The organism is Paraburkholderia sp. (assembly GCF_024281035.1).
Taxonomy (GTDB): domain Bacteria; phylum Pseudomonadota; class Gammaproteobacteria; order Burkholderiales; family Burkholderiaceae; genus Paraburkholderia.
Genome location: NZ_JAMXLH010000050.1, coordinates 218,804 through 243,174, shown reverse-complemented (window position 1 = coordinate 243,174; position 24,371 = coordinate 218,804). Strand labels below are relative to the sequence as shown.

The 24,371-nt window shown below is 66.8% G+C and carries 23 protein-coding genes; 16 read left to right on the top strand and 7 right to left on the bottom strand.

Annotated features, from left to right (window positions below; all coding sequences use genetic code 11):
• The first annotated feature begins 33 nt into the window (after positions 1–33).
• The 6 genes from Q0L30_RS17400 to Q0L30_RS17375 all read left to right on the top strand — a co-directional run bounded on the left by Q0L30_RS17400 (position 34) and on the right by Q0L30_RS17375 (position 6,712).
• The gene (locus tag Q0L30_RS17400) at positions 34–1,698 is read left to right on the top strand and encodes an ABC transporter substrate-binding protein (RefSeq protein WP_296658875.1); all 1,665 of its coding nucleotides are present in this window, start codon (positions 34–36) and stop codon (positions 1,696–1,698) included.
• Positions 1,699–1,746: 48 nt separating this feature from the next.
• Positions 1,747–2,748, top strand: coding sequence for an ABC transporter permease (locus Q0L30_RS17395; RefSeq protein ID WP_296658872.1), 1,002 nt, complete (start codon positions 1,747–1,749; stop codon positions 2,746–2,748).
• Positions 2,745–3,635 (top strand): ABC transporter permease, encoded by an 891-nt coding sequence (locus Q0L30_RS17390; RefSeq protein ID WP_296658870.1) that lies wholly within the window; start codon positions 2,745–2,747, stop codon positions 3,633–3,635. Before Q0L30_RS17395 ends, Q0L30_RS17390 begins: the two co-directional genes overlap by 4 nt.
• 34 nt (positions 3,636–3,669) lie before the next feature.
• The gene (locus tag Q0L30_RS17385; RefSeq protein ID WP_296658867.1) at positions 3,670–5,736 is read left to right on the top strand and encodes an ABC transporter ATP-binding protein; all 2,067 of its coding nucleotides are present in this window, start codon (positions 3,670–3,672) and stop codon (positions 5,734–5,736) included.
• Positions 5,737–6,258: 522 nt separating this feature from the next.
• The gene (locus Q0L30_RS17380) at positions 6,259–6,531 is read left to right on the top strand and encodes a hypothetical protein (protein WP_296658866.1); all 273 of its coding nucleotides are present in this window, start codon (positions 6,259–6,261) and stop codon (positions 6,529–6,531) included.
• Positions 6,515–6,712: a hypothetical protein gene (locus tag Q0L30_RS17375; protein ID WP_296658864.1), complete on the top strand. Its 198-nt coding sequence runs from the start codon at positions 6,515–6,517 to the stop codon at positions 6,710–6,712. Before Q0L30_RS17380 ends, Q0L30_RS17375 begins: the two co-directional genes overlap by 17 nt.
• Positions 6,713–6,774: 62 nt before the next feature.
• Here Q0L30_RS17375 and Q0L30_RS17370 read toward each other — a convergent pair whose 3' ends face one another.
• Positions 6,775–7,620, bottom strand: a complete 846-nt coding sequence (locus Q0L30_RS17370; RefSeq protein ID WP_296658861.1) for an aldo/keto reductase — start codon at positions 7,618–7,620, stop codon at positions 6,775–6,777.
• Positions 7,621–7,845: 225 nt separating this feature from the next.
• Between Q0L30_RS17370 and Q0L30_RS17365 the strand changes: the two genes are divergently transcribed.
• The 3 genes from Q0L30_RS17365 (at position 7,846) to Q0L30_RS17355 (ending at position 11,947) form a co-directional block, all read left to right on the top strand.
• Complete coding sequence (locus Q0L30_RS17365; protein ID WP_296658860.1) at positions 7,846–8,592, top strand: GntR family transcriptional regulator; 747 nt, start codon at positions 7,846–7,848, stop codon at positions 8,590–8,592.
• Positions 8,593–8,746: 154 nt separating this feature from the next.
• Positions 8,747–10,183: a multidrug transporter subunit MdtD gene (gene mdtD, locus Q0L30_RS17360; RefSeq protein WP_296658856.1), complete on the top strand. Its 1,437-nt coding sequence runs from the start codon at positions 8,747–8,749 to the stop codon at positions 10,181–10,183.
• 462 nt (positions 10,184–10,645) lie between these two features.
• Positions 10,646–11,947, top strand: a complete 1,302-nt coding sequence (locus Q0L30_RS17355) for an EAL domain-containing protein (RefSeq protein ID WP_296658854.1) — start codon at positions 10,646–10,648, stop codon at positions 11,945–11,947.
• Between the two features lie 92 nt (positions 11,948–12,039).
• Here Q0L30_RS17355 and Q0L30_RS17350 read toward each other — a convergent pair whose 3' ends face one another.
• On the bottom strand, positions 12,040–12,660 hold the full coding sequence (locus Q0L30_RS17350; protein WP_296658852.1) for a TetR/AcrR family transcriptional regulator: 621 nt from the start codon (positions 12,658–12,660) through the stop codon (positions 12,040–12,042).
• 62 nt (positions 12,661–12,722) lie between these two features.
• On the opposite strand from Q0L30_RS17350, the gene Q0L30_RS17345 reads away from it, so the two are divergent.
• Positions 12,723–13,298, top strand: coding sequence for a hydrolase (locus Q0L30_RS17345; protein ID WP_296658848.1), 576 nt, complete (start codon positions 12,723–12,725; stop codon positions 13,296–13,298).
• 105 nt (positions 13,299–13,403) lie between these two features.
• Here the strand turns inward: Q0L30_RS17345 and sodB are convergent, their stop codons facing one another.
• Positions 13,404–13,982 (bottom strand): superoxide dismutase [Fe], encoded by a 579-nt coding sequence (sodB, locus tag Q0L30_RS17340; protein ID WP_293039096.1) that lies wholly within the window; start codon positions 13,980–13,982, stop codon positions 13,404–13,406.
• A gap of 289 nt (positions 13,983–14,271) precedes the next feature.
• Positions 14,272–15,651, bottom strand: a complete 1,380-nt coding sequence (xseA, locus tag Q0L30_RS17335; protein ID WP_296658842.1) for an exodeoxyribonuclease VII large subunit — start codon at positions 15,649–15,651, stop codon at positions 14,272–14,274.
• 665 nt (positions 15,652–16,316) lie between these two features.
• Here xseA and lpxK point away from each other — a divergent pair.
• From lpxK to Q0L30_RS17310, 5 genes are all read left to right on the top strand, one after another.
• Positions 16,317–17,372 carry a tetraacyldisaccharide 4'-kinase gene (lpxK, locus tag Q0L30_RS17330; RefSeq protein ID WP_296658839.1) on the top strand — a complete coding sequence of 352 codons (1,056 nt, stop codon included), beginning with the start codon at positions 16,317–16,319 and terminating at the stop codon, positions 17,370–17,372.
• Positions 17,353–17,556, top strand: a complete 204-nt coding sequence (locus Q0L30_RS17325) for a Trm112 family protein (RefSeq protein WP_293039086.1) — start codon at positions 17,353–17,355, stop codon at positions 17,554–17,556. Before lpxK ends, Q0L30_RS17325 begins: the two co-directional genes overlap by 20 nt.
• A gap of 110 nt (positions 17,557–17,666) precedes the next feature.
• Positions 17,667–18,464, top strand: a complete 798-nt coding sequence (gene kdsB / locus Q0L30_RS17320; protein WP_296658835.1) for a 3-deoxy-manno-octulosonate cytidylyltransferase — start codon at positions 17,667–17,669, stop codon at positions 18,462–18,464.
• Positions 18,465–18,746: 282 nt separating this feature from the next.
• On the top strand, positions 18,747–19,409 hold the full coding sequence (adk, locus tag Q0L30_RS17315) for an adenylate kinase (protein WP_296658832.1): 663 nt from the start codon (positions 18,747–18,749) through the stop codon (positions 19,407–19,409).
• Between the two features lie 189 nt (positions 19,410–19,598).
• Complete coding sequence (locus Q0L30_RS17310; RefSeq protein ID WP_296658829.1) at positions 19,599–20,357, top strand: SDR family NAD(P)-dependent oxidoreductase; 759 nt, start codon at positions 19,599–19,601, stop codon at positions 20,355–20,357.
• A gap of 99 nt (positions 20,358–20,456) precedes the next feature.
• Here the strand turns inward: Q0L30_RS17310 and Q0L30_RS17305 are convergent, their stop codons facing one another.
• Positions 20,457–21,311, bottom strand: coding sequence for a SirB1 family protein (locus Q0L30_RS17305; protein WP_296658827.1), 855 nt, complete (start codon positions 21,309–21,311; stop codon positions 20,457–20,459).
• Positions 21,308–22,858 carry a murein biosynthesis integral membrane protein MurJ gene (gene murJ / locus Q0L30_RS17300; protein WP_296658824.1) on the bottom strand — a complete coding sequence of 517 codons (1,551 nt, stop codon included), beginning with the start codon at positions 22,856–22,858 and terminating at the stop codon, positions 21,308–21,310. Before murJ ends, Q0L30_RS17305 begins: the two co-directional genes overlap by 4 nt.
• 649 nt (positions 22,859–23,507) lie before the next feature.
• Here murJ and rpsT point away from each other — a divergent pair.
• A complete protein-coding gene (rpsT, locus tag Q0L30_RS17295; protein ID WP_296658821.1) occupies positions 23,508–23,783 on the top strand; it encodes a 30S ribosomal protein S20 in 276 nt (91 codons plus the stop codon).
• Between the two features lie 217 nt (positions 23,784–24,000).
• Here rpsT and Q0L30_RS17290 read toward each other — a convergent pair whose 3' ends face one another.
• Positions 24,001–24,348: a DUF3579 domain-containing protein gene (locus Q0L30_RS17290; RefSeq protein WP_296658819.1), complete on the bottom strand. Its 348-nt coding sequence runs from the start codon at positions 24,346–24,348 to the stop codon at positions 24,001–24,003.
• Positions 24,349–24,371 lie beyond the last annotated feature (23 nt).

Genomic DNA, 24,371 nt, shown 5'->3' with positions numbered 1-24,371 from the left:
CCACTCACGGAACCGCACGGAATACCCGCACCGATGACACAACCGCAGTCCGCCGCCCCCGCCCCCCTCCTCGAGCTCGACTTGCTGCGTCGCGACGCTGGCGACTACGGCAATCACGCCATCGACGAATACCTGGCCGGCCGCCTCACCCGCCGCGAGTTGCTGCGCTACGCGGGCATGCTCGGCCTCGCGCTTGCGGGCAGCGGACTCGCTACGCCGCGCCTCGCGCGAGCCCAGCAGCCGACGAACCAGACCATCCGTGTCGCGCACCTGATGCCCGCAGGCGCCGTCGATCCGCTCACGGTGACCGACGCAGGCGGCCTGAGTCTCCTGAACCAGACCGGCGAATTCCTCCTCGACGACGACGCCACCGGCCAGCTCCGGCCCGCGCTCGCGCTCTCGTGGCAGCCGAACAGCAAAGCGGACGTCTGGACCTTCAAGCTGCGTCCGAACGTGAAATTTCACGACGGCCAGCCATTCGGCGCGCGGGACGTGGTGGCGACGTTCGATCGTCTCGCCGATCCGGCGAGCGGCTCGGCGGCGCTTTCGGTGCTCAAGGGCGTGCTGTCGAAAGGCGGCGCGAAGATGGTCGACGAGCACACCGTCGCATTCCATCTCGATGCGCCGAACGGCAACTTCCCGTACTACGTTTCATCCGACAACTACAACGCCGTGATGCTGCCCGCCAACTATGCGGGCAATTACGAAAAGCACTTCATCGGCACGGGAGCATTCAAGTTCGAGAGTTTTCGGCCACGGCAGGGCGCGAGCTTCGTTCGCAATCCCGATTACTGGGGCGACAAGGCGCTGCCCGCACGCGTACAGTTCGCGTTCTACGCCGACGAACAGGCGCAGATCCTCGCGCTTCAGGGCCGCCAGGCCGACGTGATGGGCACGTTCACCGTGCAGGGCGGCATCGGGATACTGAACAATCCCGACTTCAAGGTGATCGGCGTGCGCTCGAGCGCGCATCGCCAGATCCACATGAGCAACGATGCGCCCATGTTCAAGGACAAGCGCGTACGCCAGGCGCTCGCGCTCGCGCTCGACCGCGACGTCATGGTGCGCGGTCTGTTCAAGGGCCGCGCCGTGGCCGGCAACGACAGCCCGTTCGCGCCCATCTTTCCTTCGAGCCCGGCGGGCGTGCCGCAGCGCGGGATCGACGTCGCGAAGGCACGCCAGTTGCTCGCGCAGGCAGGCGTGGCGAACGGCTTCGACGTGACGCTCACCACCGAGAAGTACATGGAGATTCCGGATCTGGCCGTCGTGGTGCAGAACGCCGCGAAGGCGATTGGCGTGCGCATCGCGCTCAAGGTCGAAAGCCAGGGGCAGTACTACGGCGCGGGCACGTACGGCAAATCGGACTGGCTCGACTCGCCGCTCGGCATCACCGACTACGGTCATCGCGGCGTGCCGAACGTGTTCCTCGACGCGCCGCTCACGAGCGGCGGAACGTGGAATGCAGCGCACTTTCGCAACGCGCAGTACGACGCGCTCGTGGCGCAGTTCGTCGCGACGCTCGACGTGGCCGCGCAAAAACGGCTCGCCGCCCAAATCGCAACATTGCTGCTCGACGAAACGCCCGTGATCATCCCGTACTTCTACGATCAGTTGATCGCGCAACGAACGGCACTGCAGGGCATGCGCTTCACGGCGCTCGCGCAGCTCTACTTCGACCGCGCCACGCTCGCGGCCTGACGCGCACCACATAACGCGTACCGCAGCGCGCACGCACACAGGAGTCCGATGGCTACTCCGCTGACGAGTCCGCCTCAACCGGCCTACGCCGCGCCCGCGGTTCGCTTCATCGCGCGCCGCGCGGCGTGGGCGCTCTTCACGTTGTGGCTGCTCTCCGTTCTCGTCTTCGCAGGCGGGCAACTGCTGCCCGGCGACATCGGCCGCGCGGTGCTCGGCCCGCTTGCCGATGCGCGCGCCGTCGCGGCACTCAATCATCAGCTCGGCGCAGACCGCCCCGCGCTCGAACAATACGTCGCGTGGATTTCGCACGCGCTGCGCGGCGACTTCGGCGAATCGTGGAGCTATCGCGAGCCAGTCGCGCCGTTCGTTGGCGCAGCGCTGCTGCAATCCGCCAAACTCGGACTGCTCGCGTTCGTTATCGTGGTGCCGCTCGGCATCGGCGGCGGCGTGTGGGCCGCGCTGCATGCGGGCCGTCCGCTCGACCGCGCGATCAGCACCGGCGGACTGTGCGCGAGCGCCGTGCCCGAGTTCGTCTCCGCCATCGTGCTCATTCTTGTCTTCGGCGTGTGGCTGCGCTGGCTGCCGACCGAAGCCGTCGCACCGCCCGGTTCGGGCCCGGCCGAACAGTTGCGGCATCTGGCGCTGCCCGTGCTGCCGCTCGTCTTCGCGTTCTTCGGCTATCTCGCGCGCATGGCGCGCGCGGGCATGCTCGGCGCGCTCGACGCCGACTACACGCGCACCGCGATCCTCAAGGGCCTGCCGCAGCGCGTCGTCATCGTGCGGCACGTGCTGCGCAATGCGCTTCTGCCCACGGTGACGGTCGCTGCCACGCAGCTCGGCTATCTGATCGGCGGGCTCGTGGTCGTGGAGACGCTGTTCCGCTATCCGGGCATCGGCTCGCTGATCTACAACGCCGCGAAGGCGAAGGACTTTCCGATGCTCGAAGCGGGCGTGCTCGCGATCGGCGCGGTGTACACGCTCGCCAATTTCGCGGCCGATCTGCTGCACGCGCGGCTCGATCCGCGGCTGCGCACGACGGGAGGCACATGAGCGACAGCAGCGCCGGTCCAGCGGACGCATCGACCGAAAGCGCAGCTGAAAGCGCAGACGACACGCGCTTTCACGTGCTGCGCACCCTGCTGCGCTCGCCCGCGTTTCTCGTGAGCGCGGCGATCCTGCTGTGGTGGATCGCCTGCGCGCTCGCGGGGCACGCGTTCGTTCCGTTCGACCCTTACGCATCCGACCCGCTCAACTCGCTGACGCCGCCCGATCACACGCACTGGTGCGGCACCGATCAGTTGGGCCGCGACGTGTGCTCACGCGTGATCGCGGGCGCGCGCGACATCCTCACGATCGCGCCGCTCGCCACGCTCGCCGGTACGCTCACGGGCACGGTGCTCGGTCTCATCACCGGTTACTTCGAGGGCTTTGCGGGCAGCCTCGTCGCACGCACGCTCGACGCGGTGCTCGCGCTGCCGCTCGTGATCGTCGCGCTGCTCGTGCTCGCGGCGGTGGGCACATCGAATCTCGCGGTCGTGCTGGTGATCGGCATCACGTTCGCACCGATGATTGCCCGCACCGTGCGCGCAGCCGTGCTCACGGAGCGCCATCTCGACTACGTCGCCGCCGCGCAACTGCGTGGCGAGCGCGCGCCGTACGTCATGTTCGCGGAGATTCTGCCGAACGTGTGGCCGCCGGTCGTCGTGGAAGCAACGGTGCGGCTCGGCTACGCCATCTTCGCGGTCGCGACACTCTCGTTTCTCGGCTTCGGCATCCAGCCGCCTTCCGCCGACTGGGGGCTTGCACTCGGCGAGTCGTATGCGCTGCTCGCGGGCGGCGCATGGTGGACGGTCGCGTTCGATGCGCTCGCAATCGCCTCACTCGTCGTCGCCGTGAATCTGATCGCCGACAGCCTGCGCGAAGCGCTCGAATCATGAACCCGCTCGAGTCCATAACGGTGAGCCCGCAACGATGAGCCCGCAACGCGCCGCCCCGCTTGCGACATTCGAAGCCCCGTTCGGCAGTGGTAGCGGCGGCGGCGATGCGCTCATGCTCGTCGGACTCACCGTCACGTACCGCACACGGGGCCGCGAGCGCGATGTGCTGACCGACGTCTCGCTGCGCATCCGGCACGGCGAAACTTATGGGCTCGTCGGCGAATCGGGCTGCGGCAAGTCGACGGTGGCGCTCGCGGCGCTGCGGTATCTCGCGCGCAATGGCCGTGTGAAAGCCGGACGCATCGCCATTGCCGGGCAGGATGTGCTCACGCTCGATCAGGTCCGCTTGCGTGCGTTGCGGGCCAACACGGTGTCGATGGTCTATCAGGATCCGGCCAGCGCGCTCAATCCGTCACTCACGATCGCGCGCCAGTTGAGCGAGGCGTTCGAGGCCGCCGGTGCGAGCGCCGGCGAAGCACTCGCACAAGTGCCGGAGATGCTCGAACGCGTGCGCATTACCGAACCGGCCCGCGTGATGACGAGCTATCCGCATCAGCTTTCGGGCGGCATGCAGCAACGTGTCGTGATTGCGATGGCGCTCGCGTCGCGCCCCGCGCTGCTGATCCTCGACGAACCGACGACCGGGCTCGACGCCACCGTCGAAGCCGAAGTGCTCGCACTGATTGCGCAACTGCGCACGGAATTCGGCATGGCGGTGCTGCTGATCAGCCACGACCTCGGCGTGATCGGGCAGATGTGCGATCGCGTCGGCGTGCTGTATGCCGGTCGTCTCATCGAAGAAGGCGCGACGCGCGACGTGTTCGCACGCGCGCGGCACCCCTATACGGTCGGGCTGCTGCGCTGCCTGCCCGCGCGCGGACGCAGCAAGGCCATCGGTCCGCTCGACACGATTCCAGGCGAGCTGCCGGCGCCTGGCGCGCTCCTGGGCGGCTGCATCTATGCGCCGCGCTGCCGCCTCGCCGACGCGCGCTGCCGCGAGCAGGCACCGCCGCCGCATCGCATGGAAGCGCCGCACGGCGAGCGCATGGCGCGCTGCCATTATCACGAGCGCGCCATCGAACTGCCGCTCGCCGAGCCCGCGCAGGCGAGCGCGCAGGCCGCCACTGCAGCCGATCCCGCCGTCGTGCTGCGCGCCATCGACGTATCCCGCACCTTCGGACGCGGCGCACGTGCCGTGCGCGCGCTCGACGGCGTCTCGATCGAACTGCGCGCGGGCGAGACGCTCGGGCTCGTCGGCGAATCGGGCAGCGGCAAAACCACGCTCGCGAAACTGCTGCTCGGCCTGTACGCGCCAAACGCGGGCGGGCGCGTCGAACTGGACGGCGAGCCGCTGCCTGCCCGCGTCGGGCGTCGCAGCGCGAGGCAACTCGAAGCGCTGCGGCTCGTGTTCCAGCACCCGGACGCCTCGCTCAATCGCGCGCTGCCGGTAAGGCGGTTGATCGCTCGTGCGCTCGCCCGCACCAGCCCATCTCGCACCAACGAGCCCACGCGGCTCGAAGCGCTGCTCGACGCCGTGCGCGTGCCCGCGCGCTATCTCACGGCGCGCGCGCACCAGCTTTCGGGCGGGCTCAAGCAACGCGTCGCCATTGCGCAGGCATTCGCGGGAGAGCCGCGCGTCGTCGTCTGCGACGAGCCGACCTCGGCACTCGATGTCTCCGTGCAGGCGGCGATCCTGAACCTGCTCGCGCGACTTCAACGCGAACGCGGCGTGAGCTATCTGTTCATCTCGCACGACCTCGACGTGGTGCGCTATCTCGCCGATCGCGTGATGGTGCTGTACGCGGGCCAGGTCGTGGAAACCGGTCCTGCCGACGCGCTCTTCGGCGGACCCTGCCATCCGTACACGGAAACGCTGCTCGCCGCGCAAACGCTGCGTGCGAGCGACAAGATGGATTCGCGCGCATCGAGCGCGGGCTGCATCTTCAGCGCGCACTGCCCGCGCCGCATCGGCGCGATCTGCGACGAACAGGCGCCGCCGTTCGCCGAAGCGGGCGGCGGCCATCGCATACGCTGCCACATTCCCGTGGTCGAGCTGCGCACGCTGCAAGCGGCGGCGAACACCTCGCGCGCAAACGTCTGATGTTCGCGCATCGCGTGAGACGTGAGACGTGAAACACAGTGCGCGTCTGCTGCGCGAAACGCCCGAAAGATGCGCCGCGCGTTTCATCATCGATACGTTTTTGATGCGTTTCGCGTCGCGCACGCACCGTGAAGATCGCCGGATGCCGCTGCGAAGCGGCCGAGCGTCCAATGGCACATAACTCGCTAGATCAAGACCAGGCATCCGGGCGCTGGCCTGCCGCGTCGTAGGGCGGGTAATCACGCGAGACCAGCGGACCACCTGGCGCATCGTGCACTTGTTTTCTGCCGCCCGCCCCCGCGGGTGTCGGCAATCGGCAAGTCGCCCTGCTCGTTCCGGCTTTCCGACGCTTCGTCGACCGGATGCCCTCCAAGCCGCCTGCGTCAGCTCCCATGCGCTTGACGACGCACCGTGGTGGTGACCTGACGGGGATCGGCGTGCGTGCACGACAGCATGTCGCCGGATATCAGGCGCACGAGAGGCGTCGGCGCGATTACGCCGGCGCTTCCCGGGGCGAAGACCATGAAAAACACGATATGCGATAAGCACTACTGTTTATTACTACGGGGTTGGTCGATACGGGGTGTGGCGATGTATGCGATCGGGGCAGGCTTCCTGTTGCCGGGGATCGCGGCCCGCGCTGCGGACAGCGGCGCGGCCGACGCAATCGCCACGCAGTTCATCGCGCTAGCGGACACGGCCGTCGGGGACTCCGGCACGGCCTGCGATCCGGCAAACGATCCGGCGAGCAGTCCGGACGGCGGACACGAAGGCGGCCATGGCAACGGTCATTGATCTCGCCCCGCAAAGCGCCCGCGCCGCCCGTGCCGCCAAAGCCAGCGCGAGCCGGCACGACGGCCGCTCGCGTCAGGCGCGGCATCGACGGCGGCATCCCGGCCCCACGACCGGGCAGCGCAGCCGGGGGCCGGACCTCGGCTTCCCCTGCTGCATCTTCGCGTCGCGAATTCCGCTTTGACGCGATGGCGCTGAAACCGTGTTCAGCGCGCGTATCCACCCGCCACGCGCGCCGATCCAACGTCAGAGCATGTCCAGCGGCTGTTTGGTGCGCGGCGGCCTGAAGTACGCGTCCAGCGCCGCGTGCTCCTGCGCACTCAGTTCGAGATCGAGCGCCGCACGGTTGTCGCGCACGTGGTCGATGCGCGCGGCCTTCGGGATCGCGCACACGCCCGGCTGACGCAGCACCCACGCAATCGCCACGCGATAGACCGACACGCCGCGGGCGTGCGCGATGCCGTCGAGTGGCGAGCGCCGCGGCAGCCGTGCGTGATCGACCGGGCTGTACGCCATCACCGGCATGTGATGGCGCGCGCACCACGGCAGCAGGTCGAATTCAGGCCCGCGCCGCGCGACGTTGTAGAGGATCTGGTTGGTCGCGCATCCCTTGCCGCACGATACGGCGAAGAGTTCCTCCATGTCGTCGGTATCGAAGTTGCTCACGCCCCAGTGGCGAATCTTGCCCGCTCGCACGAGCGCCTCGAAGCCCTCGACCGTCTGTGCAAGCGGCACGCTCCCGCGCCAGTGCAGCAGGTAGAGGTCGAGCCGGTCGGTGCCGAGACGTTTCAGGCTCGCCTCGCACGCCGCCTGCATGCCGCGCCGGCTCGCATGGTGCGGATACACCTTGCTCACGAGAAACACTTCGTCGCGCAGTCCGCGCAACGCTTCGCCCACGAGCCGTTCGGTCGCGCCGTCACCGTACATTTCGGCGGTGTCGATGAGCGTCATGCCGAGCGCCACGCCCTCGCGCAGTGCGGCAATTTCCTCGGCGCGGCGCACGGCGCGCTCGCCCATCTCCCACGTGCCCTGTCCCAGCTTCGGAATACGCTCGCCGTCGGGCAGCGCAATGCGGGGGATTTCGGTCGTCATGATGGCTGGCTCCTTGCGCCGTGCTATGTTCGATGTGCGTTGTGCGGATACGGCAATCGTCGGCGATAAACATAACGAAAGATCGTAAAACGTCGCAAAACTGGCGAAAAGGCCAGTGTATCGTCCCGCACGGCGCGCGATCGTGAGGACATCGGTGCGTTGCCCGATGGCGTCTTCACAGGCGTCTGTCATAAAATCGGCGTTCGCCTTTCATGCCCGCTTCCCATGAACGCATCCACGGAAGACCGCTGGCGCAATCTGCGCCCGGACCCGGAAAACGATACGCCGCTCTATCTGCAGCTCGCGCGCAAGCTGAGCAGCGCGATCCACGAGAACCGCTGGAACGCCGGGGAGGCACTGCCTTCCGAGCGCGTGCTCGCCGATGCGCTCGGCGTCTCGCGCATCACCGCGCGCAAGGCCATTGCGCTGCTCGTCGAACAGGGGCTGATCCGCCGCACGCAGGGCGCGGGCAGCTTCATCACGCCGCGCTACGAAGATCCGCTCTCGCGTCTCACGAGCTTCAGCGAAATGCTGCGCCAGCGCGGCTTCACGCCGAGTTCGCGCTGGCTCTCGCGCGAAATCCAGCCCGCGAGCCGCGATGAAGTGATCCAGCTCGGGCTCTCGCCAGCCTCTACGGTGACGCGGCTCAAGCGTCTGCGGCTCGCCGACGGCATCGTGATGGCCGTCGAGAATTCGACCTTTCCGGCCGCGCTGATTCCCGATCCGGAAGCCATCGGCGACTCGCTCTACAGCTTCCTCGAACAGCGCGGTCTCGCGATCGTGCGCGCGCTGCAACACTTTCGCGCGGTCAACGCGAGCGAAGAAATCGCGCGTCAGATGAGCATCGCCCCCAACGAAGCGCTGCTGCTGATCACGCGCGTGGGCTACACCGCCGACCACCGCGCAATCGAGTTGACCGACACCTACTGCCGCAACGACTACTACGACTTCGTCGCGGAATTGCGCAAGTAGCGTTCACGTGGGGCGTACGGGCCGCGCGTGCCGTTCGTGCCCGTCAGCGCCGATGGGCGCGCGAACCGCGCCGTGGCGCCTGCGCACGCCGCTGCGCAGTTTTCCCTAGAATGACGGCTGCCCGCCACGCGCCTGAGCGCTCCAGCCATCGCCCATGTCCGCCCCTAGCCTGTCATCCGCGCCGTCGCGCCGCTCGTTGTCCGTGCTGCTGTGGCTCGTCGCCACCGGCTTTTTCATGCAGACCCTCGATTCGACCATCGTCAACACGGCGCTGCCCGCGATGGCGAAGAGCCTCGGCGAGCGCCCGCTCAGCATGCAGTCGGTCGTGATCGCGTACTCGCTGACGATGGCCGTGATGATCCCGGTCTCCGGCTGGCTCGCTGACAGACTCGGCACGCGCCGCGTGTTCCTCGGCGCGATCCTGGTGTTCACGATCGGCTCGGTGCTCTGCGCGAGCGCGCCCACGCTCGACCGGCTCGTACTCGCGCGCATCGTGCAGGGCGTGGGCGGCGCGATGCTGCTGCCGGTCGGCCGGCTCGCGGTGCTGCGCACATTCCCCGCCGAACGCTATTTGCCCGCGCTCTCGTTCGTCGCGATTCCGGGCCTGATCGGCCCGCTGATCGGGCCGACGCTCGGCGGCTGGCTCGTGCAGATCGCGTCGTGGCACTGGATCTTCCTCATCAACGTGCCGGTGGGCATTGTCGGCTGCATCGCGACGTTCATCTTCATGCCCGACAGCCGCAATCCCGACACACCCCGCTTCGACCTGAGCGGCTACCTGATGCTCGTCACGGCGATGGTGACGATCACGTTCGCGCTCGACGGCCGCACCGAACTCGGCATCCAGCACGCCACCGTGCTCGTGTTGCTGATCCTTTCGCTCGCCGCGTTCGTCGCCTACGGCCTGCATGCGGTGCGCACGCCACGGCCGATCTTTTCGCTCGAACTGTTCAAGATCGACACGTTCAGCGTGGGCCTGCTCGGCAACCTGTTCGCGCGGATCGGCAGCGGCGCCATGCCGTATCTGATTCCGCTCTTGCTGCAGGTGGCGCTCGGGTACACGCCGTTCCAGGCGGGCCTCATGATGCTGCCCACGGCTGCCGCGGGCATGTTCTCGAAGCGGCTCATCACGCACCTCATCATGCGCTACGGCTACCGGCGCGTGCTCGTGACGAACACGGTGCTCGTGGGCCTCGCGATGGCGAGCTTCGCGCTCTCGACGCCCAACGAGCCGCTGTGGCTGCGCATCGTGCAACTGGCGCTCTTCGGCGCGGTGAATTCGATGCAGTTCACGGCGATGAACACGCTCACGCTGAAGGATCTCGGCACGGGCGGCGCGAGCAGCGGCAACAGCCTGTTCTCGCTCGTGCAGATGCTTTCGATGAGCCTCGGCGTGACCGTCGCGGGCGCGCTGCTCACGACCTTCACGGGGCTCATCGGGCACCACACCGGCTCGAGCGTGATCCCCGCCTTCCACGCGACGTTCATCTGCGTGGGCATCATCACCGCAGGCACGTCGTGGATCTTCGGGCAGCTTTCGCCCGATCTGCGCCATACCGCCAAGAAAACCGACCCTTCCGAGCGCACGTAACCGCGCCCGGGCATGCGGTTGCGCGCAGTGGCGGCGCACATCGCCCCGCCACTGCGCCGGCTGCCTGGTCGCCGAATCAAGGCGCGTCGGCACACCTTGGCGCGTGCCGTACGCACCGCGAGTACCGCCAGCCCGACTAGCGCTTGCCGCGCCGACCGCACCGCGCGCGCCATCCGCACCGCCCGCACCGCCCGCACAACCCGCACAACCCGCACCGCCCGCACCACCCGCACCGCCCGCACCGCCCGCACCGCCCGCACCGCAGCAGTGCACACCGCCGCCGCGCGGTGCGCGCTCGCGCGCCCGATGCACCGCGAGCGCCGGTGTGCGCCGGACGTCACACGCTGCGTGCGCAGCGAAACGCGACCGCGCGCTGTGTTCCCGGGCTCGCATACTTTTTGCTGACCTATCCTGTAAACTTGTCGCTCAGGCGCGGCATCTGCCACGCGCGCATCCATCGAAATGACGAGCATGATCGAACTCGATCCCCCCGGCTTCCAGTCGCGCCCCGTCGCCGGCGAGCAGGGCGCCCGGCGCACCGTGCTGTACGGCAGCTACACCATTTTCAGCGTGTTCCAGCCGGTGTTTTCGGTCGCGCACCGCCGCGCGATCGGCTACCACGCGTCGCTGCGCGCGCACGATGAGCACGGCCAGCAGGTCCCCTCCCAGGAAGTCTTCACACAGGCCGCGCGCCGCGGCGATCTGCTGGAACTCGGCCGCCTCGCCGAATCGCTGCACCTCGGCAACTTCAACGCCTTCGATTCGCATGACGAATGGCTCTTCCTGAGCCTGCATCCCGCCGCACTCATGGACACGAGCTACGGCGACGCGCTGCTCGCGGGCATCAAGGCGCTCGGGCTGCAGCCGCAGCGCGTGGTGCTCGAAGTGTCGGAACAGGCAGGCGGCGAAAATCTGCGCTTCGCGGAAATCATCGACGGGCTGCGCAAAAGCGGCTTCGTGATCGCACTGGACGGCTTCGGTGCGAAACATTCGAACATCGACCGCGTGTGGCAACTGCGCCCGGATATCGTCACGCTCGACCGCAGCCTGCTCGCGCAGGCGAGCCGCCACGCGCATATCGAACGCGTGCTGCCGGGGCTCGTCTCGATGCTGCACGAGTCCGGGCAGCTCGTGCTGGTGGGCGGTCTCGCGACCGAACGCGACGCGCTCATTGCGCTGGAAAGCAACGCCGATTTCGTGCAGGGCACCTACTTCGCACGGCCCGACGTCGAGCCGGTGCTGCCCGCCACCGCGTCGAAGCTGATGGACGATCTCTCGGCGCGCCTGCGCGGATGCATCAGCGCGCGCGAGCGCGCACAGTCGACCCGGCTCGCGCCGTACATGGGCGCGCTCGAAACCGCGGGCGCACAGCTCGGCGAGGGCGTGCCCATGGCCGAAGCCACGCAGCCGCTGCTCGGCCTGCACGAGACGGCGCGCTGCTTCCTGCTCGACGCGTCGGGCCGCCAGATCGGCGACAACGTGCTGCCGGTCGCGCGCGCGACGCAGCGCGCGAAGCGCTTTCGCCCGCTCCTGCATTCGGAGGGCGCAAGCTGGGAACGCAGGCCGTATTTCATCGGTGCAATGCGCACGCCGGGCCGCGTTCACGTCACGCCGCCCTATCTGTCGATCAACGAGGCGCACCTGTGCGTGACCGCGTCGATCGCCGCGCAAACGCCGCACGGTTTGCAGGTGCTGTGCGTCGACATCAACTGGGAAGTGGCCGCGTATCGCCGTGAGGAAACCGGCGCGGCAGGCAGCAAGTAGCGGCAAGTCAGCACGTAGGGGCAAGGAGGGACAAGAGCGCACTCACCCGCCTTCGCGCGGCGCGCAAGGCGCACCGCACCGTGCATGCAGCGTCAGCCTAGCCGCACGGCCAGCCACGTCGAGAGCACGCCCTTGTACTCGGCCACGAGCAGCTTGCGCTCTTTCGGCTTGGCCGCCGCGTAGAGCGGATTGAGGCTCTTGATGACCTCCAGCATCACTTCGGCGATACGAAACGCCTCATCGGCGCCGAGCCCTGCGTTGTAGCGCCTGAAGAGCGCGGCGAAGCGCTCGCGCAGCCGGTTGCGCGTGGCGGCGTCGCGGCGGAACCCGAGCGGCACCGAAAGCAGCGGCAGATACGCCGGATAGTCCGCCATCAATTCGACCATCAGATCGAACAGCCGCCCGGCCAGTTCCGCCAGCGGCAACGCGGCATCGTCGGCTTCGATCAGCGCGCTCCAGCGCGCGTCGATCTCGTCGCCATAGCGCTTGCGCAGCGCGAACACGACTGCCTCCTTATTCGGAAAGTACTGATACGCCGCGCCGATCGACACGCCGGCCTGCTGGGCGATCTGCGTCATCGTCGCGCCTTCGAAGCCGTGCTCAGCAATAGCGTCGCCCGCCGCCGCCAGCAGCGCCTCGACCGTGCGCGCTGCGCGCTCCTGACGCGGCACGCGTCGCGAAGCGGCCGGATCGTCTTTCGCGGCCCGCGCCATACCTGAGCCCTCCCTCACATTCTGTACGATAATGTGAGCTCATCCTCACATATTGGTGATCCATGACGCAAGCCCTTTCCCTCGACCCGCGCACCACTGCGCTCGTGATGATCGATCTGCAGCACGGCATCGTGGGCCGTCCGATCGCACCGCACAGCGGCACAGAAGTCGTCGCGCGCGCGAAGCAACTGGCCGACACGATGCGCGCGAAAGGCGCAGCGATCGTGTGGGTGCGCGTACTGCTCAACGAACTGCACCTGCCGTCGGCCGATGCGCCCTCGCGCGCGCCCGACGCGCCGCCCGCCCCGGCCGAAGCTTCCGAACTCGTGCCCGAAACCGGCCTGCAGCCGGGCGACGTGATCGTCTCGAAGCGCCAGTGGGGGGCGTTCTACGGCACCGACCTCGAACTGCAACTGCGCCGCCGCGGGATCAAGACGATCGTGCTCGGCGGCATCGCGACGAACTTCGGCGTCGAGTCGACGGCCCGCGCGGCATTCGACCAGGGCTTCGGCCTTGTGTTCGTCGAAGACGCCACGTCGAGCCTGAACGAGGAAATGCATCACCTCACCTTCAGCAAGCTGTTCCCGCACATGGGTCACGTCCGTTCGACGCAGCAGGTGATCGACGCGCTGGCGTAAGCACGCGCATACGTTGCAGGCATAAAAAAACCCTCGACCTGAAAAATCGAGGGTTTTTTGCAGGCGCGCCGCGCGATGCGGCGCATTCGCGGCTGGCGCTGTCGCTCAGGCGAAATTCTTCGCGGCGAAGTCCCAGTTCACGATGTTCCAGTACGCTTCGACGAACTTCGGACGCGCGTTGCGGTAGTCGATGTAATACGCGTGTTCCCAGACGTCGATCGTGACGAGCGGCTTCGCATCGGTGGTGAGCGGCGTGGCGGCGTTGCTGGTCGACACGATGTCGAGCGAGCCGTCCGCCTTCTTCACGAGCCACGTCCAGCCCGAGCCGAAGTTGCCGACTGCGGCCTTCGAGAAGGCTTCCTTGAACGCGTCGAACGAACCCCACTTCGCGTTGATCGCGTCGCCGAGCGCACCGGCCGGCGCGCCGCCACCCTGCGGCGACAGGCTGTTCCAGAAGAACGTGTGATTCCAGATCTGGGCTGCATTGTTGAACACGCCACCCGACGACTTCTTGATGATCTCTTCGAGCGAGAGCTTTTCGAACTCGGTGCCCGGGATCAGGTTGTTCAGGTTGGTGACGTAAGCCTGGTGATGCTTGCCGTAGTGGAACTCGAGCGTTTCTTCCGACATGTGCGGAACGAGAGCGTTTTTCGCGAACGGCAGCTGCGGGAGCGTAAATGACATGATGCGGTTCCTTCGTCGTGTTATGGGGAGTTCTGCGGGACAACCGGCATGGAGCCTTAGATTGTAGTTGACTTGAATCAACCCCGCAAACCAGAGGGCTTTATCAAGAATATCGTATGTGCTTGGGCGTCGCGCTGTGCGTGACCGATGCCGTGAGGCGGCATGCGAAGCGCACATTTTTCATGCGCATCACGCTACGCGATAGACGAACGCACGCCATGCCGGATCGCGCGAGTGCAGCTAGTGCAGCAAACCGCGCGCCCGCAGCGGCCAATGATGCGCCAGTGCGTCAGAAGCTATCGGCAAGGCGCGGCTGAACGTCGGCAAGCGCGACATCGGCACTGCCCTGCGCGAGATGCACGGTCAGCCGTTTGCCCGGTTTGAGCGCCGAAGGCGAGCGCACGGCGGCACCGCTTTGCGCGTCGAGCAGCGCCGCGTAGCCGCGCTCGAACGTGCGCTGCGGACTGAGCACGTCGAGCCGCGCCGTCAATTCCGAAACGCGCGCCGCCTCGCGTTCGCGCCGCCGTGCGAACGCGGCGTCGAGCCGCCGGCCAAGCGTTTCGACATGGACCGCCTGCGACGCAGCGTCGGGCCGCACGCGCTGCCAGCGCATCTGCAGCACGTTGAAACGCGCGCGGGCGTCGGCCGTTGCGCGCGAGCCCGCCGAGGCGAGCCGGATCGCCAGTTGCCGCAGATGCGCGCGCTGCTGCTCAAGCCGCTGTGCGGGCGAAACGAGACGCCGTGCGAGCCAGTCGAGTTGCTGCGCGCGCCGCTCCATCTGCCGGCCAAAGCCGCGTGCAAGCAGCGCATGGCGCTGATCGAGCTCGCGCAGCAACAGCGCGCGCTGGGGACTTACGAGTTCGGCGGCGCCGGTCGGCGTCGGCGCGCGCATATCGGCGGCGAAATCGGCGATGGTGAAGTCGGTTTCATGGCCCACCCCGCTCACCACGGGAATCGCACTCGCCGCAATCGCACGCGCGAGCGCCTCGTCGTTGAACGACCAGAGATCCTCGATCGAGCCGCCGCCGCGGCACAGCACCAGCACATCCACTTCGGCGCGCGCGTTCGCGGTTTCGAGCATCGCCGTGAGCTTCTCGGCCGACCCCGCGCCCTGCACGGGCGCCGGGTAGACGATCACCGGCACGTGCGGCGCGCGGCGGCAGAGCGTGGTGAGCACGTCGCGCAGCGCGGCGGCCTGCATCGACGTGATTACGCCGATGGCGCGCGGGTGCGTCGGCAGTGCGCGCTTGCGCGCGGCGTCGAAGAGTCCTTCGGCCTCCAGTTGCGCCTTCAGGCGCAGGAACGCTTCGTAAAGCCGCCCCTGCCCGGTGCGCCGGATCGCCTCGACGTTCAGCTGCAGCTCGCCACGCGGCTCGTACATCGTGACGAGCGCGCGCACCTCGATACGGTCGCCTTCGCGCGGCGTGAACTCGGCGTACTGGGCGCGGCCGCGAAACATCACGCAGCGGATCTGCGCCTGGGCATCCTTGATCGAGAAATACCAGTGGCCACTCGCGGCGCGCGTGAAATTCGACACCTCGCCCGAAATCCACGCGAGCGGAAACGATCGTTCGAGCATCGAAGCAATCGTGCGGTTGAGCGCCGAAACCGGCACGACAGTGTCGCCGCCCGAAGCGAAGGGAGAAGCGGAAAATCGATCGGAATTCATGGGGGAATGTGCGAAAAACCAGGCCGGACAGACGATAGACCGATCGGCACGACTGCGTCCAGCACGAACTGCTAAAGGCGCCAGGCGCGGTGAAGTTTCCACATGATTTCAATCAGGTGTGCGGCCCGCAAACGCAGCCCGGGAGACGCCGCAATTACGCCGTATGCGATTGATTTTATGTAGCTTTTTATCGAAACAACCGGGCTGGCCGCCGATAAAACGTAGCACGAATGGGCCTCCCAGCCCGTCAGACCGTGGTTTGTCCACAAAGTTATCCACAGGTGGCTGCGGGCCTGGCTGCGGGCCTGGCTGCGGGCCTGGCTGTGGGCCTGGCTGTATTGGCCGCGGGGTTGGCCCGCGGTTGGCCCGGGGTTGGCCATATACCGGGCCTTGAAAGCGGCGAGCCGCACCGGCGAGGCAGGCAGCTTGCCGCGTGGCGTACACACGCGCTAGAGTCCCGGGTTCACAGTGGCCTCGCGGCCACTGCGGGCCAGGTGGCGCGGCGGCGCGCGAACGTCGCGTTGTGCGTCGCCGAGCACCTTGCCCGCCCCGTTCGTTCACGCTCCGGAGAACCGCCCGATGCCAGTCCCGTCCGTCCTGCTTTCACGCGCGACGCCCGCACACGGACGCGCACGCGCGCACCGGTCGCGCCGGTTCCTGTGCCAATGAGCGGCCTCGCTTCGCGCATCGAGAGCCGGCTGACACGCGAGTGGCAGCGGCGTGGCCCGCTCGCGTGGGCGCTCACGCCGCTTGCGGCCGTGTTCGCCGCGATAAGCGGCGCACGCCGCGCCGCTTACGCGCTCGGCTGGCTCAAGACCGTGCACGTCGGTGTGCCCGTCGTCGTGGTCGGCAACGTGACCGTTGGCGGCACCGGCAAGACGCCGACCGTGATCGCGCTCGTCGACGCGCTGCGCGCCGCCGGCTTCACGCCGGGCGTCATCTCGCGCGGCTACGGTGCGAAAGTCGAACGGCCGACGCCAGTTACGTCGGCCACGCCTGCGCGCGTCGCGGGCGACGAACCCCTTCTGATCGCCCGCCGCACCGGCGCGCCCGTGTGGGTCTCACCCGATCGCGTCGCCGCCGCGCGGGCGTTGCGCGCCGCGCATCACGACATCGACGTGATCATCAGCGACGACGGCCTCCAGCACTATCGCCTCGCGCGCGACGTCGAGCTCGTCGTGTTCGACCACCGGCTGGGCGGCAACGGCTTCCTGCTGCCCGCCGGGCCGCTGCGCGAGACGCTCTCGCGCAGCCGCGACGCAACGCTCATCAACAATCCGTTCGAGCGTGCGCTGCCGCCGTGGCCCAATACCTTCGCGCTGAAGCTCGAACCCGGCGAAGCGTGGCATCTGTCCAGTCCTGCGCTGCGCCGTCCGCTCGCGCAGTTCGCAGGCGCGCCGGACAAACAAACCGCTCAACCTGGCCAGCCCGCCCAGCGCATTGTGGCGGCGGCCGGCATCGGCTCGCCCGAGCGCTTTTTCGCGACGCTGCGCGGCGCGGGGCTCGCCCCGCAAACCATGCCGCTGCCCGATCACTACGCATTCGCGACCAATCCGTTCACCGAGGTCAAGGCCGACGCGATCCTGGTCACCGAAAAGGATGCAGTAAAATTGGCAGCCTGGAACGATGCGCGCATCTGGGTCGTCCCGGTCGTTGCCGCGCTCGATCATCGTCTTATTACCCTGGTTGTGGAGAAACTACGTGGACGCCCGTCTGCTTGAAATCCTGGTCTGCCCGATCTGCAAGGGCCCGCTCACTTACGACCGCGCAGCGCAGGAGTTGATCTGCAACGCCGACAAGCTCGCCTTCCCGATCCGCGACGGCATTCCCGTCATGCTCGTCGACGAGGCGCGCCAGACGGTCGAGGGCACGCCGGTCGATCCGGCCGGTCCTGGCGCCGCCTGATCCTGCGGCGCGCTGCGCGTTTCGCGCCAAGCACGCCCGCCCGATCTGAAGCCTTGCCCATGCGCGCCGCCTGCGGCGCGTTTTCATTTTCCGCCCTCCCCGAGCTGGCCATGACCGTACCCGTGCAACCTTTCATCGCCGTCGTCCCGGCGCGTCTCGCGTCGACGCGGCTGCCGAACAAGCCGCTCGCCGACATCGGCGGCAAGCCGATGGTGGTGCGCGTGGCCGAGCGCGCGAAGGCCTCCGGCGCGCAGCAGGTGCTGATCGCCTCCGACGCCCAGAGCGTGCTCGACGCCGCACGCGACCACGGCTTCGAAGCCGTACTCACGCGCGCGGACCATCCGTCGGGCACCGACCGCCTCGCCGAAGTCGCGACGCAGTACGGCTGGAGCGACGACACGATCGTCGTCAACGTGCAGGGCGACGAGCCGCTGATCGATCCGGCGCTCGTATGCGACGTTGCGTCGCATCTCGCCGCGCACCCCGAATGCGCGATTGCGACGGCTGCGCATCCGATCACGGCTCCGGAGGACATCTTCAGCCCGAATGTGGTGAAGGTCGTGCTCGATGCCCGCGGCGTGGCGCTCTATTTCTCGCGTGCGCCCATTCCCTGGGCCCGCGACGCGTGGCAGCCGCACTGGTCGCCCGCGCGTCTCGATCTGGCCGCCATGCCCGCACCGAACGCGACCGTCTATCGCCACATCGGCCTGTACGCGTATCGCGCGAAATTCCTGCGCAGCTATCCGGCGCTCGAACACTCGCCCATCGAGCAAGTCGAAGCGCTCGAGCAACTGCGCGCGATGTGGCATGGCGAGCGCATTGCCGTGCTCGTAACGGCCGAAGCACCGGCGCCGGGTGTCGATACGCCAGCCGATCTCGCACGCGTGCAGGCGCTATACCGACCTTAATTCCGGCCGTAGGGCCAATATCCCGTGGCATAATCAATCGTTCGTGCGCGCCGTCAAAGCCTTTGTGCGTCGGGGTTTTCCCCATAGTTCACCGATCTCGCCCTGCTGCGCCGTCCGCGCCAAAAACCGCGGATGTTGCCGCGCAGGACGTGCCTGCAACCCGCTGGCACAGTCGAAAGCGGCATCCGCGCGAACGGGAGGAAGACACACGACCGCCGCCGATGCTGCCCACATGGTGCACGCCGCGCCGCAAGAATTCACACAGCTTTGGAGATTGTTGATATGCGTTTGATCCTGTTGGGCGCCCCGGGCGCGGGCAAGGGAACCCAGGCAAACTTCATCAAGGAGAAGTTCGGCATCCCGCAAATCTCGACCGGCGACATGCTGCGCGCGGCCGTGAAAGCCGGCACGCCGCTCGGCATCGAAGCGAAGCGCTTCATGGATGCGGGCGAACTCGTGACTGACGAGCTGATCATCAACCTCGTGAAGGAACGCCTTCAGCAACCCGATTGCGCAAACGGCTACCTGTTCGACGGTTTCCCGCGCACGCTGCCGCAAGCCGAAGCGATGAAACAGGCCGGCGTTGCGATCGACTACGTGCTTGAGATCGACGTTCCGTTCGACGAGATCATCACGCGCATGAGCGGCCGCCGCATGCACCCGGCGTCGGGCCGCACGTACCACGTCAAGTTCAATCCGCCGAAAGAGGAAATGAAGGACGACGTGACCGGCGAGGCGCTCGTCCAGCGCGACGACGACAAGGAAGAGACCGTGCGCAAGCGTCTCGACGTGTACGTCGCGCAGACCAAGCCGCTCATCGCCTACTACAGCGATTGGGCGAAGCGCGGCGAGGAAAACGGGCTGAAGGCGCCGCAGTACCGGGCCATCTCGGGCCTTGGCGGCGTCGACGAAATTCGCGCCCGCGTATTCGACGTGCTCAAGTAAGCCACTCGACGCCGGCCAGCCGGGGAAGACCGGCGTGGCCGGCTCCCCCAGTCATGCTTTAGCCGGTCTTGCTCGGATCTTGCTGGTTTGCCTGCGGGCCGGCTGGCGTCGCGCCACAAGTGCGACGCCGGGCGGCCCGTTTTTCATGCGTGCCGCCTGCATCACACCCATAACAAATGGAGAAGAGACATGCAGATCCGCGACAACGTATTCCTCATCACCGGCGGTGCGTCGGGCCTCGGTGCAGCGACGGCACGCCTGATTGCGGCCGAAGGCGGCAAGCCCGTCATCGCCGACCTCAATGAAGACGCGGGCGTTGCGCTCGCGAAAGAACTGGGCGGCGTGTTCGTGAAGTGCAACGTGGCGGGCGAAGAAGACGGCGCCCGCGCCGTGGCGGCGGCGACGGCGCTCGGCACGCTGCGCGGCCTCGTCAACTGCGCGGGCATCGCCCCCGCCGTGAAGACGGTCGGCAAGGACGGCCCGCACCCGCTCGACGTATTCGCGAAGACCATTTCGGTCAATCTGATCGGCACGTTCAACATGATCCGTCTCGCGGCAGCCGCGATTGCGCAGACCGCGCCCGCGGAAGGCGGTGAGCGCGGCGTGATCGTCAACACGGCGTCGGTCGCGGCCTACGACGGCCAGATCGGCCAGGCGGCCTATGCGGCTTCGAAGGGCGGCATCGTCGGCATGACGCTGCCGGTCGCGCGCGATCTCTCGCGCAGCGGCATCCGCGTGATGACGATCGCGCCCGGCATCTTCGAAACGCCGATGCTGCTCGGCATGCCCAAGGAAGTGCAGGACGCGCTCGGCGCGATGGTGCCGTTCCCGTCGCGCCTCGGCAAACCGGCCGAGTACGCGATGCTCGTCAAGCAGATCTTCGAGAATCCGATGCTCAACGGCGAAGTGATCCGGCTCGACGGCGCGATCCGCATGCAGCCGAAGTGATTGCGCGCGACGCCGCTGCGGCGCCTGCGAACGAAAAAAAAACCGCGACATGACAATGTCGCGGTTTTTTATCTGAGCGCGGTCATCGCGGGATCGCGCTCAATCCTGTTCGTTGTCGAGCACGCGCTGACGTAAGTCCTGCAACTGCGATTCGACGACCATCGCGTCGTCGGCGTCGGGACGTTCGTCGAGATAGCGCTCGAGATCTTCGAGCGCCGGGCGCAGGTAGTCGAGCCGCGAATACGCGAAGCCGCGGTCGCGTACTTCCTCGATGTCGTACGGCAGCAGGATCACGAGCCGCTGCTGGATCGCGAGCAGGCGCTGCCAGCGTTCCGTCTGCAGATAGATCGATTTCAGGTTGCGCAGCATGCGCGCGACGATCTCGCGGCGCGTCGCCGGTTCGAGCAGCATGCGCAGCGCCCGCGCGACCGAATCGCCTGCCTTCGCCACGAACGGCTCCAGCAATTCGACCATGTCGGACTCGGAGAGCGTGTGGCCCGTCGTGGGGTCGAGCATCGCGTCGCCTTCGGGCAGCGACGCGCGCAGCAGGAAATGCCCCGGAAACGCCACGCCCTGCACCGGCAGATCCAGTTGCTGGGCGATCTCCAGATACAGCACAGCGAGCGAAATGGGAATGCCGCGCCGGCGCGTGAGCACGGCGTTCAGATGGCTGTTGTCGGGATCGTAATAGTCGTTGAGGTTGGCGGCGAAGCCGAACTCGCGGAAGAAGCACTGGTTCAGGATCGAGATCCGCTCGCGAACGCCCGCGCCTTCGGGCAGGCGGCGGCGCACGCGCATGGCGAGTTCGTCGATTTCGGCGAGCGTGCCCTGCATGTCGAGATCGGGATACGCGTCCTGCGCGATCGAAAGCGCCGCTTCGGTGAGCGGCAGACTGTCGTCATCGGCGACGAGCGCGCTGAAATAATCGAGAACCCGCGTGCTGATCGTGGTCACTTCGCCCGCCTCTTGAAGTACGCGTACTTGAAGCCCATGAGCCAAAGCATACCGAAATATAGCGCGGCGAACAGCACAAGGCAGGCGCCGAGCAGCGCGATGCGCGCGAGCGGCGCGTGGCGCAGGCCGATCCAGTCGTAGGCGTTCGCGCTCCAGTGCATCGCACCCGCCAGCACGAGGCATGCCCCGAGCAACTGCACGAAGAACTTCGCCCAGCCCGACGACGGCGTGTAGATCCCGCGCCGGCGCAGGCCGATGAAGAGTAACAGCGCGTTGATGCACGCGCCGAGCCCGACCGACAGCGTCAGGCCCGCGTGGGACAGGATCGGCACGAAGATGTAGTTGCTGATCTGCGTGGCGACGAGCACGCCCACGCCGATCTTCACGGGCGTCTTGATGTCCTGGCGCGCATAGAAACCGGGCGCGAGGATCTTGATGAGGATGAGGCCGATCAGCCCCACGCCGTACGCGGAGAGCGCACGGCCCACCATGACGACCGAACGCGCGTCGAACTTGCCGTAGTGGAAGAGCGTCGCGGTGAGCGGCTCGGCGAAGAAAAAGAGCGCAATCGCCGAAGGCGCGGCGAGCAGGAAGGTCACGCGCAAGCCCCAGTCGAGCAGTGCGGAATATTCGTGCGTATCTGCGTCGACGTGCGCCTTGGAGAGACTCGGCAGCAGGATCGTGCCGAGCGCGACGCCGAGCAGCGCGGTCGGGAACTCCATGAGCCGGTCGGCGAAGTTGATCCACGAAACCGCGCCCGGGCCAAGGCGCGAGGCGATGTTGGTGTTGATGATGAGGCTGATCTGCGCGACCGAGACGGCGAACATCGCGGGCACCATCTTCGCGAGCACGCGCTTCACGCCGCGGTGCGCGAGCGCCTTGACCGGATTCCAGCCGATGCGCGGCGTCATGTCGATGCGCTTGAGACCCGGCAACTGCACGAAGAACTGCAGCACGCCGCCGGCGATCACGGCCCACGCGAGCGCATACACCGGCTGCTTCAGGTGCGGCGCGACGACCACGGCCGCGAAGATGAACGCGACGTTGAGCAGGACCGGCGCGAACGCGGGCAGCGAGAACTGCTTGTATGTGTTGAGCACGCCGGCCGCGAGCGACGTCAGCGAAATGAACACGATGTACGGAAACATGATGCGCGTCATCGCAACCGCAAGCGTGAACGCATGACCGTCGGTCTTGAGCCCCCCCGCGACGACCGTCACGACAAACGACGCGCCGAAAATGCCTAACACCGACAGAATGGCGAGCGCCCAGGCGAGCACCGTCGACATGGCGTCGACGAGATCGCGGGTCGCGTCATGGCCCTTCTGGTTCTTGAACTCGGCGAGGATCGGCACGAAGGCTTGCGAAAACGCGCCTTCCGCCGAAATCCGGCGCAGCAGATTGGGAATGCGGAACGCGACGTAGAAGGCGTCGGTGAACTGGCTCGCGCCAAAAGCACGTGCAATCAGCGTTTCGCGCGCCAGGCCGGTCACGCGCGACAGCAGCGTGAAGCCGCTGACCGTCAACAGGGCTCGGAATAGATTCATGGGGCGCTTATTATACGGGTGGCACGCGGTGCGCCGTCGAAGCGCATCGGCTGCGTTGACCGCATCGGCTGCATAGGCCGCTTCGGCCGCATCAGCGACGTGCCGCCGTTCGGGTCCGCGATTCTGACAGCGAGCTTCACGCTGCGTTCGATCAACTTGCGGCGCCGGGCGCCATTCAATCGCACCCCTATTCTCTTGCGTGAGCGAGCGCATCGGCCACTTCGGCGATTTCCACGGGCCGCGTCAGCCCGCCAGTGTCCGCGGCTTGCCGCCAACGCGCACAGCGGTTGCCACGCCCCTGATTTCGTTGCTATAATTCGCAGTTTCGAAGCTCACCTGCCTTCGGAACATTAAAATTCGTCTTTTGCTTTGGCGTCTTTTTCGCGCGGTTCGTGTGAATCCAGTCACAACCAATCGCGCTGACGCCCTCAGCACCAAGGCAGTCGCTGCGCCAGTGGATAATCGAACGGCAGAACGGTACCCAAGGTACCCAAACCGGAAAAAAACACCAGGCGCACCCGGCCAAACACGTTTTGCGCTTTCGGACAAACACTTTGCCGGAAGTTCGGATCAAGGCAAGCAGCGCCACCCAGCCTGACTGATTGTCAGCGGGCCGGCACTGGAAACAGGAACAGGACAAGGAACCGTAATGGCTAACTCCGCACAAGCACGCAAGCGCGCCCGTCAGGCCGCGAAGGCAAACTCGCATAACTCGGCGCTGCGCTCGAAGTTCCGCACCGCCATCAAGGCTGTTCGCAAGGCTATCGACGCTGGCGACAAGGCTGCAGCCGCTGAAATCTTCAAGGCATCGGCAAAGACGCTCGACATCATCGCCGACAAGAAAATCGTTCACAAGAACAAGGCTGCTCGCCAGAAGAGCCGCCTGTCTGCCGCCCTCAAGGCGATGCAGGTCAGCGCGCAGTAAATCCCGGCTAGCCCGCTTCGGCGGGCTGCCTCCTGTTTCCGCTGCGCTTCATGAAAACCCGCTTCGGCGGGTTTTTTTGTTCGTGGCGGAACGGCGCTTCAACCAGGTGTCAGACGGCACCCGCGGACAACACCCGGCGCGCAGGCGCAAAAAAACCCGCCTCGGCGGGTTATTTTTTGAGCGGTTGCGCGAGCGCCTTATGTGCTCACGGCGGCGCTCAGCGGCTTGCACCCTTCTGTGCCGCATGATCGAGCGGGAGTTCGCACGCTTCGGTCACGACGAGATCGTTGTCTTTCGCGAAATTAAGGACGAAGTTGAATGCCATCGGCTCGATGTCCTTCAAGCGCGAATCGAGCACCACACACTTGAGATCGCCGATCATCGTCGGCCGGACATACAGCGAGTACCCCAGGTAGGCATTCGGTCCCCGCGCGTTCATCGCAGCCTTGGGTCCGAAGCTGGACATCACGCCGGCCAGGCGCTCCGACCAGTCGCTGGGGCGAAATTTCTTCCCCTTCGAAGTGATGCCTTGAATGAAGTATTCGGTTGAGGCTTCGTCGGCCATTTACGGTACCTGTGTGACTGCAC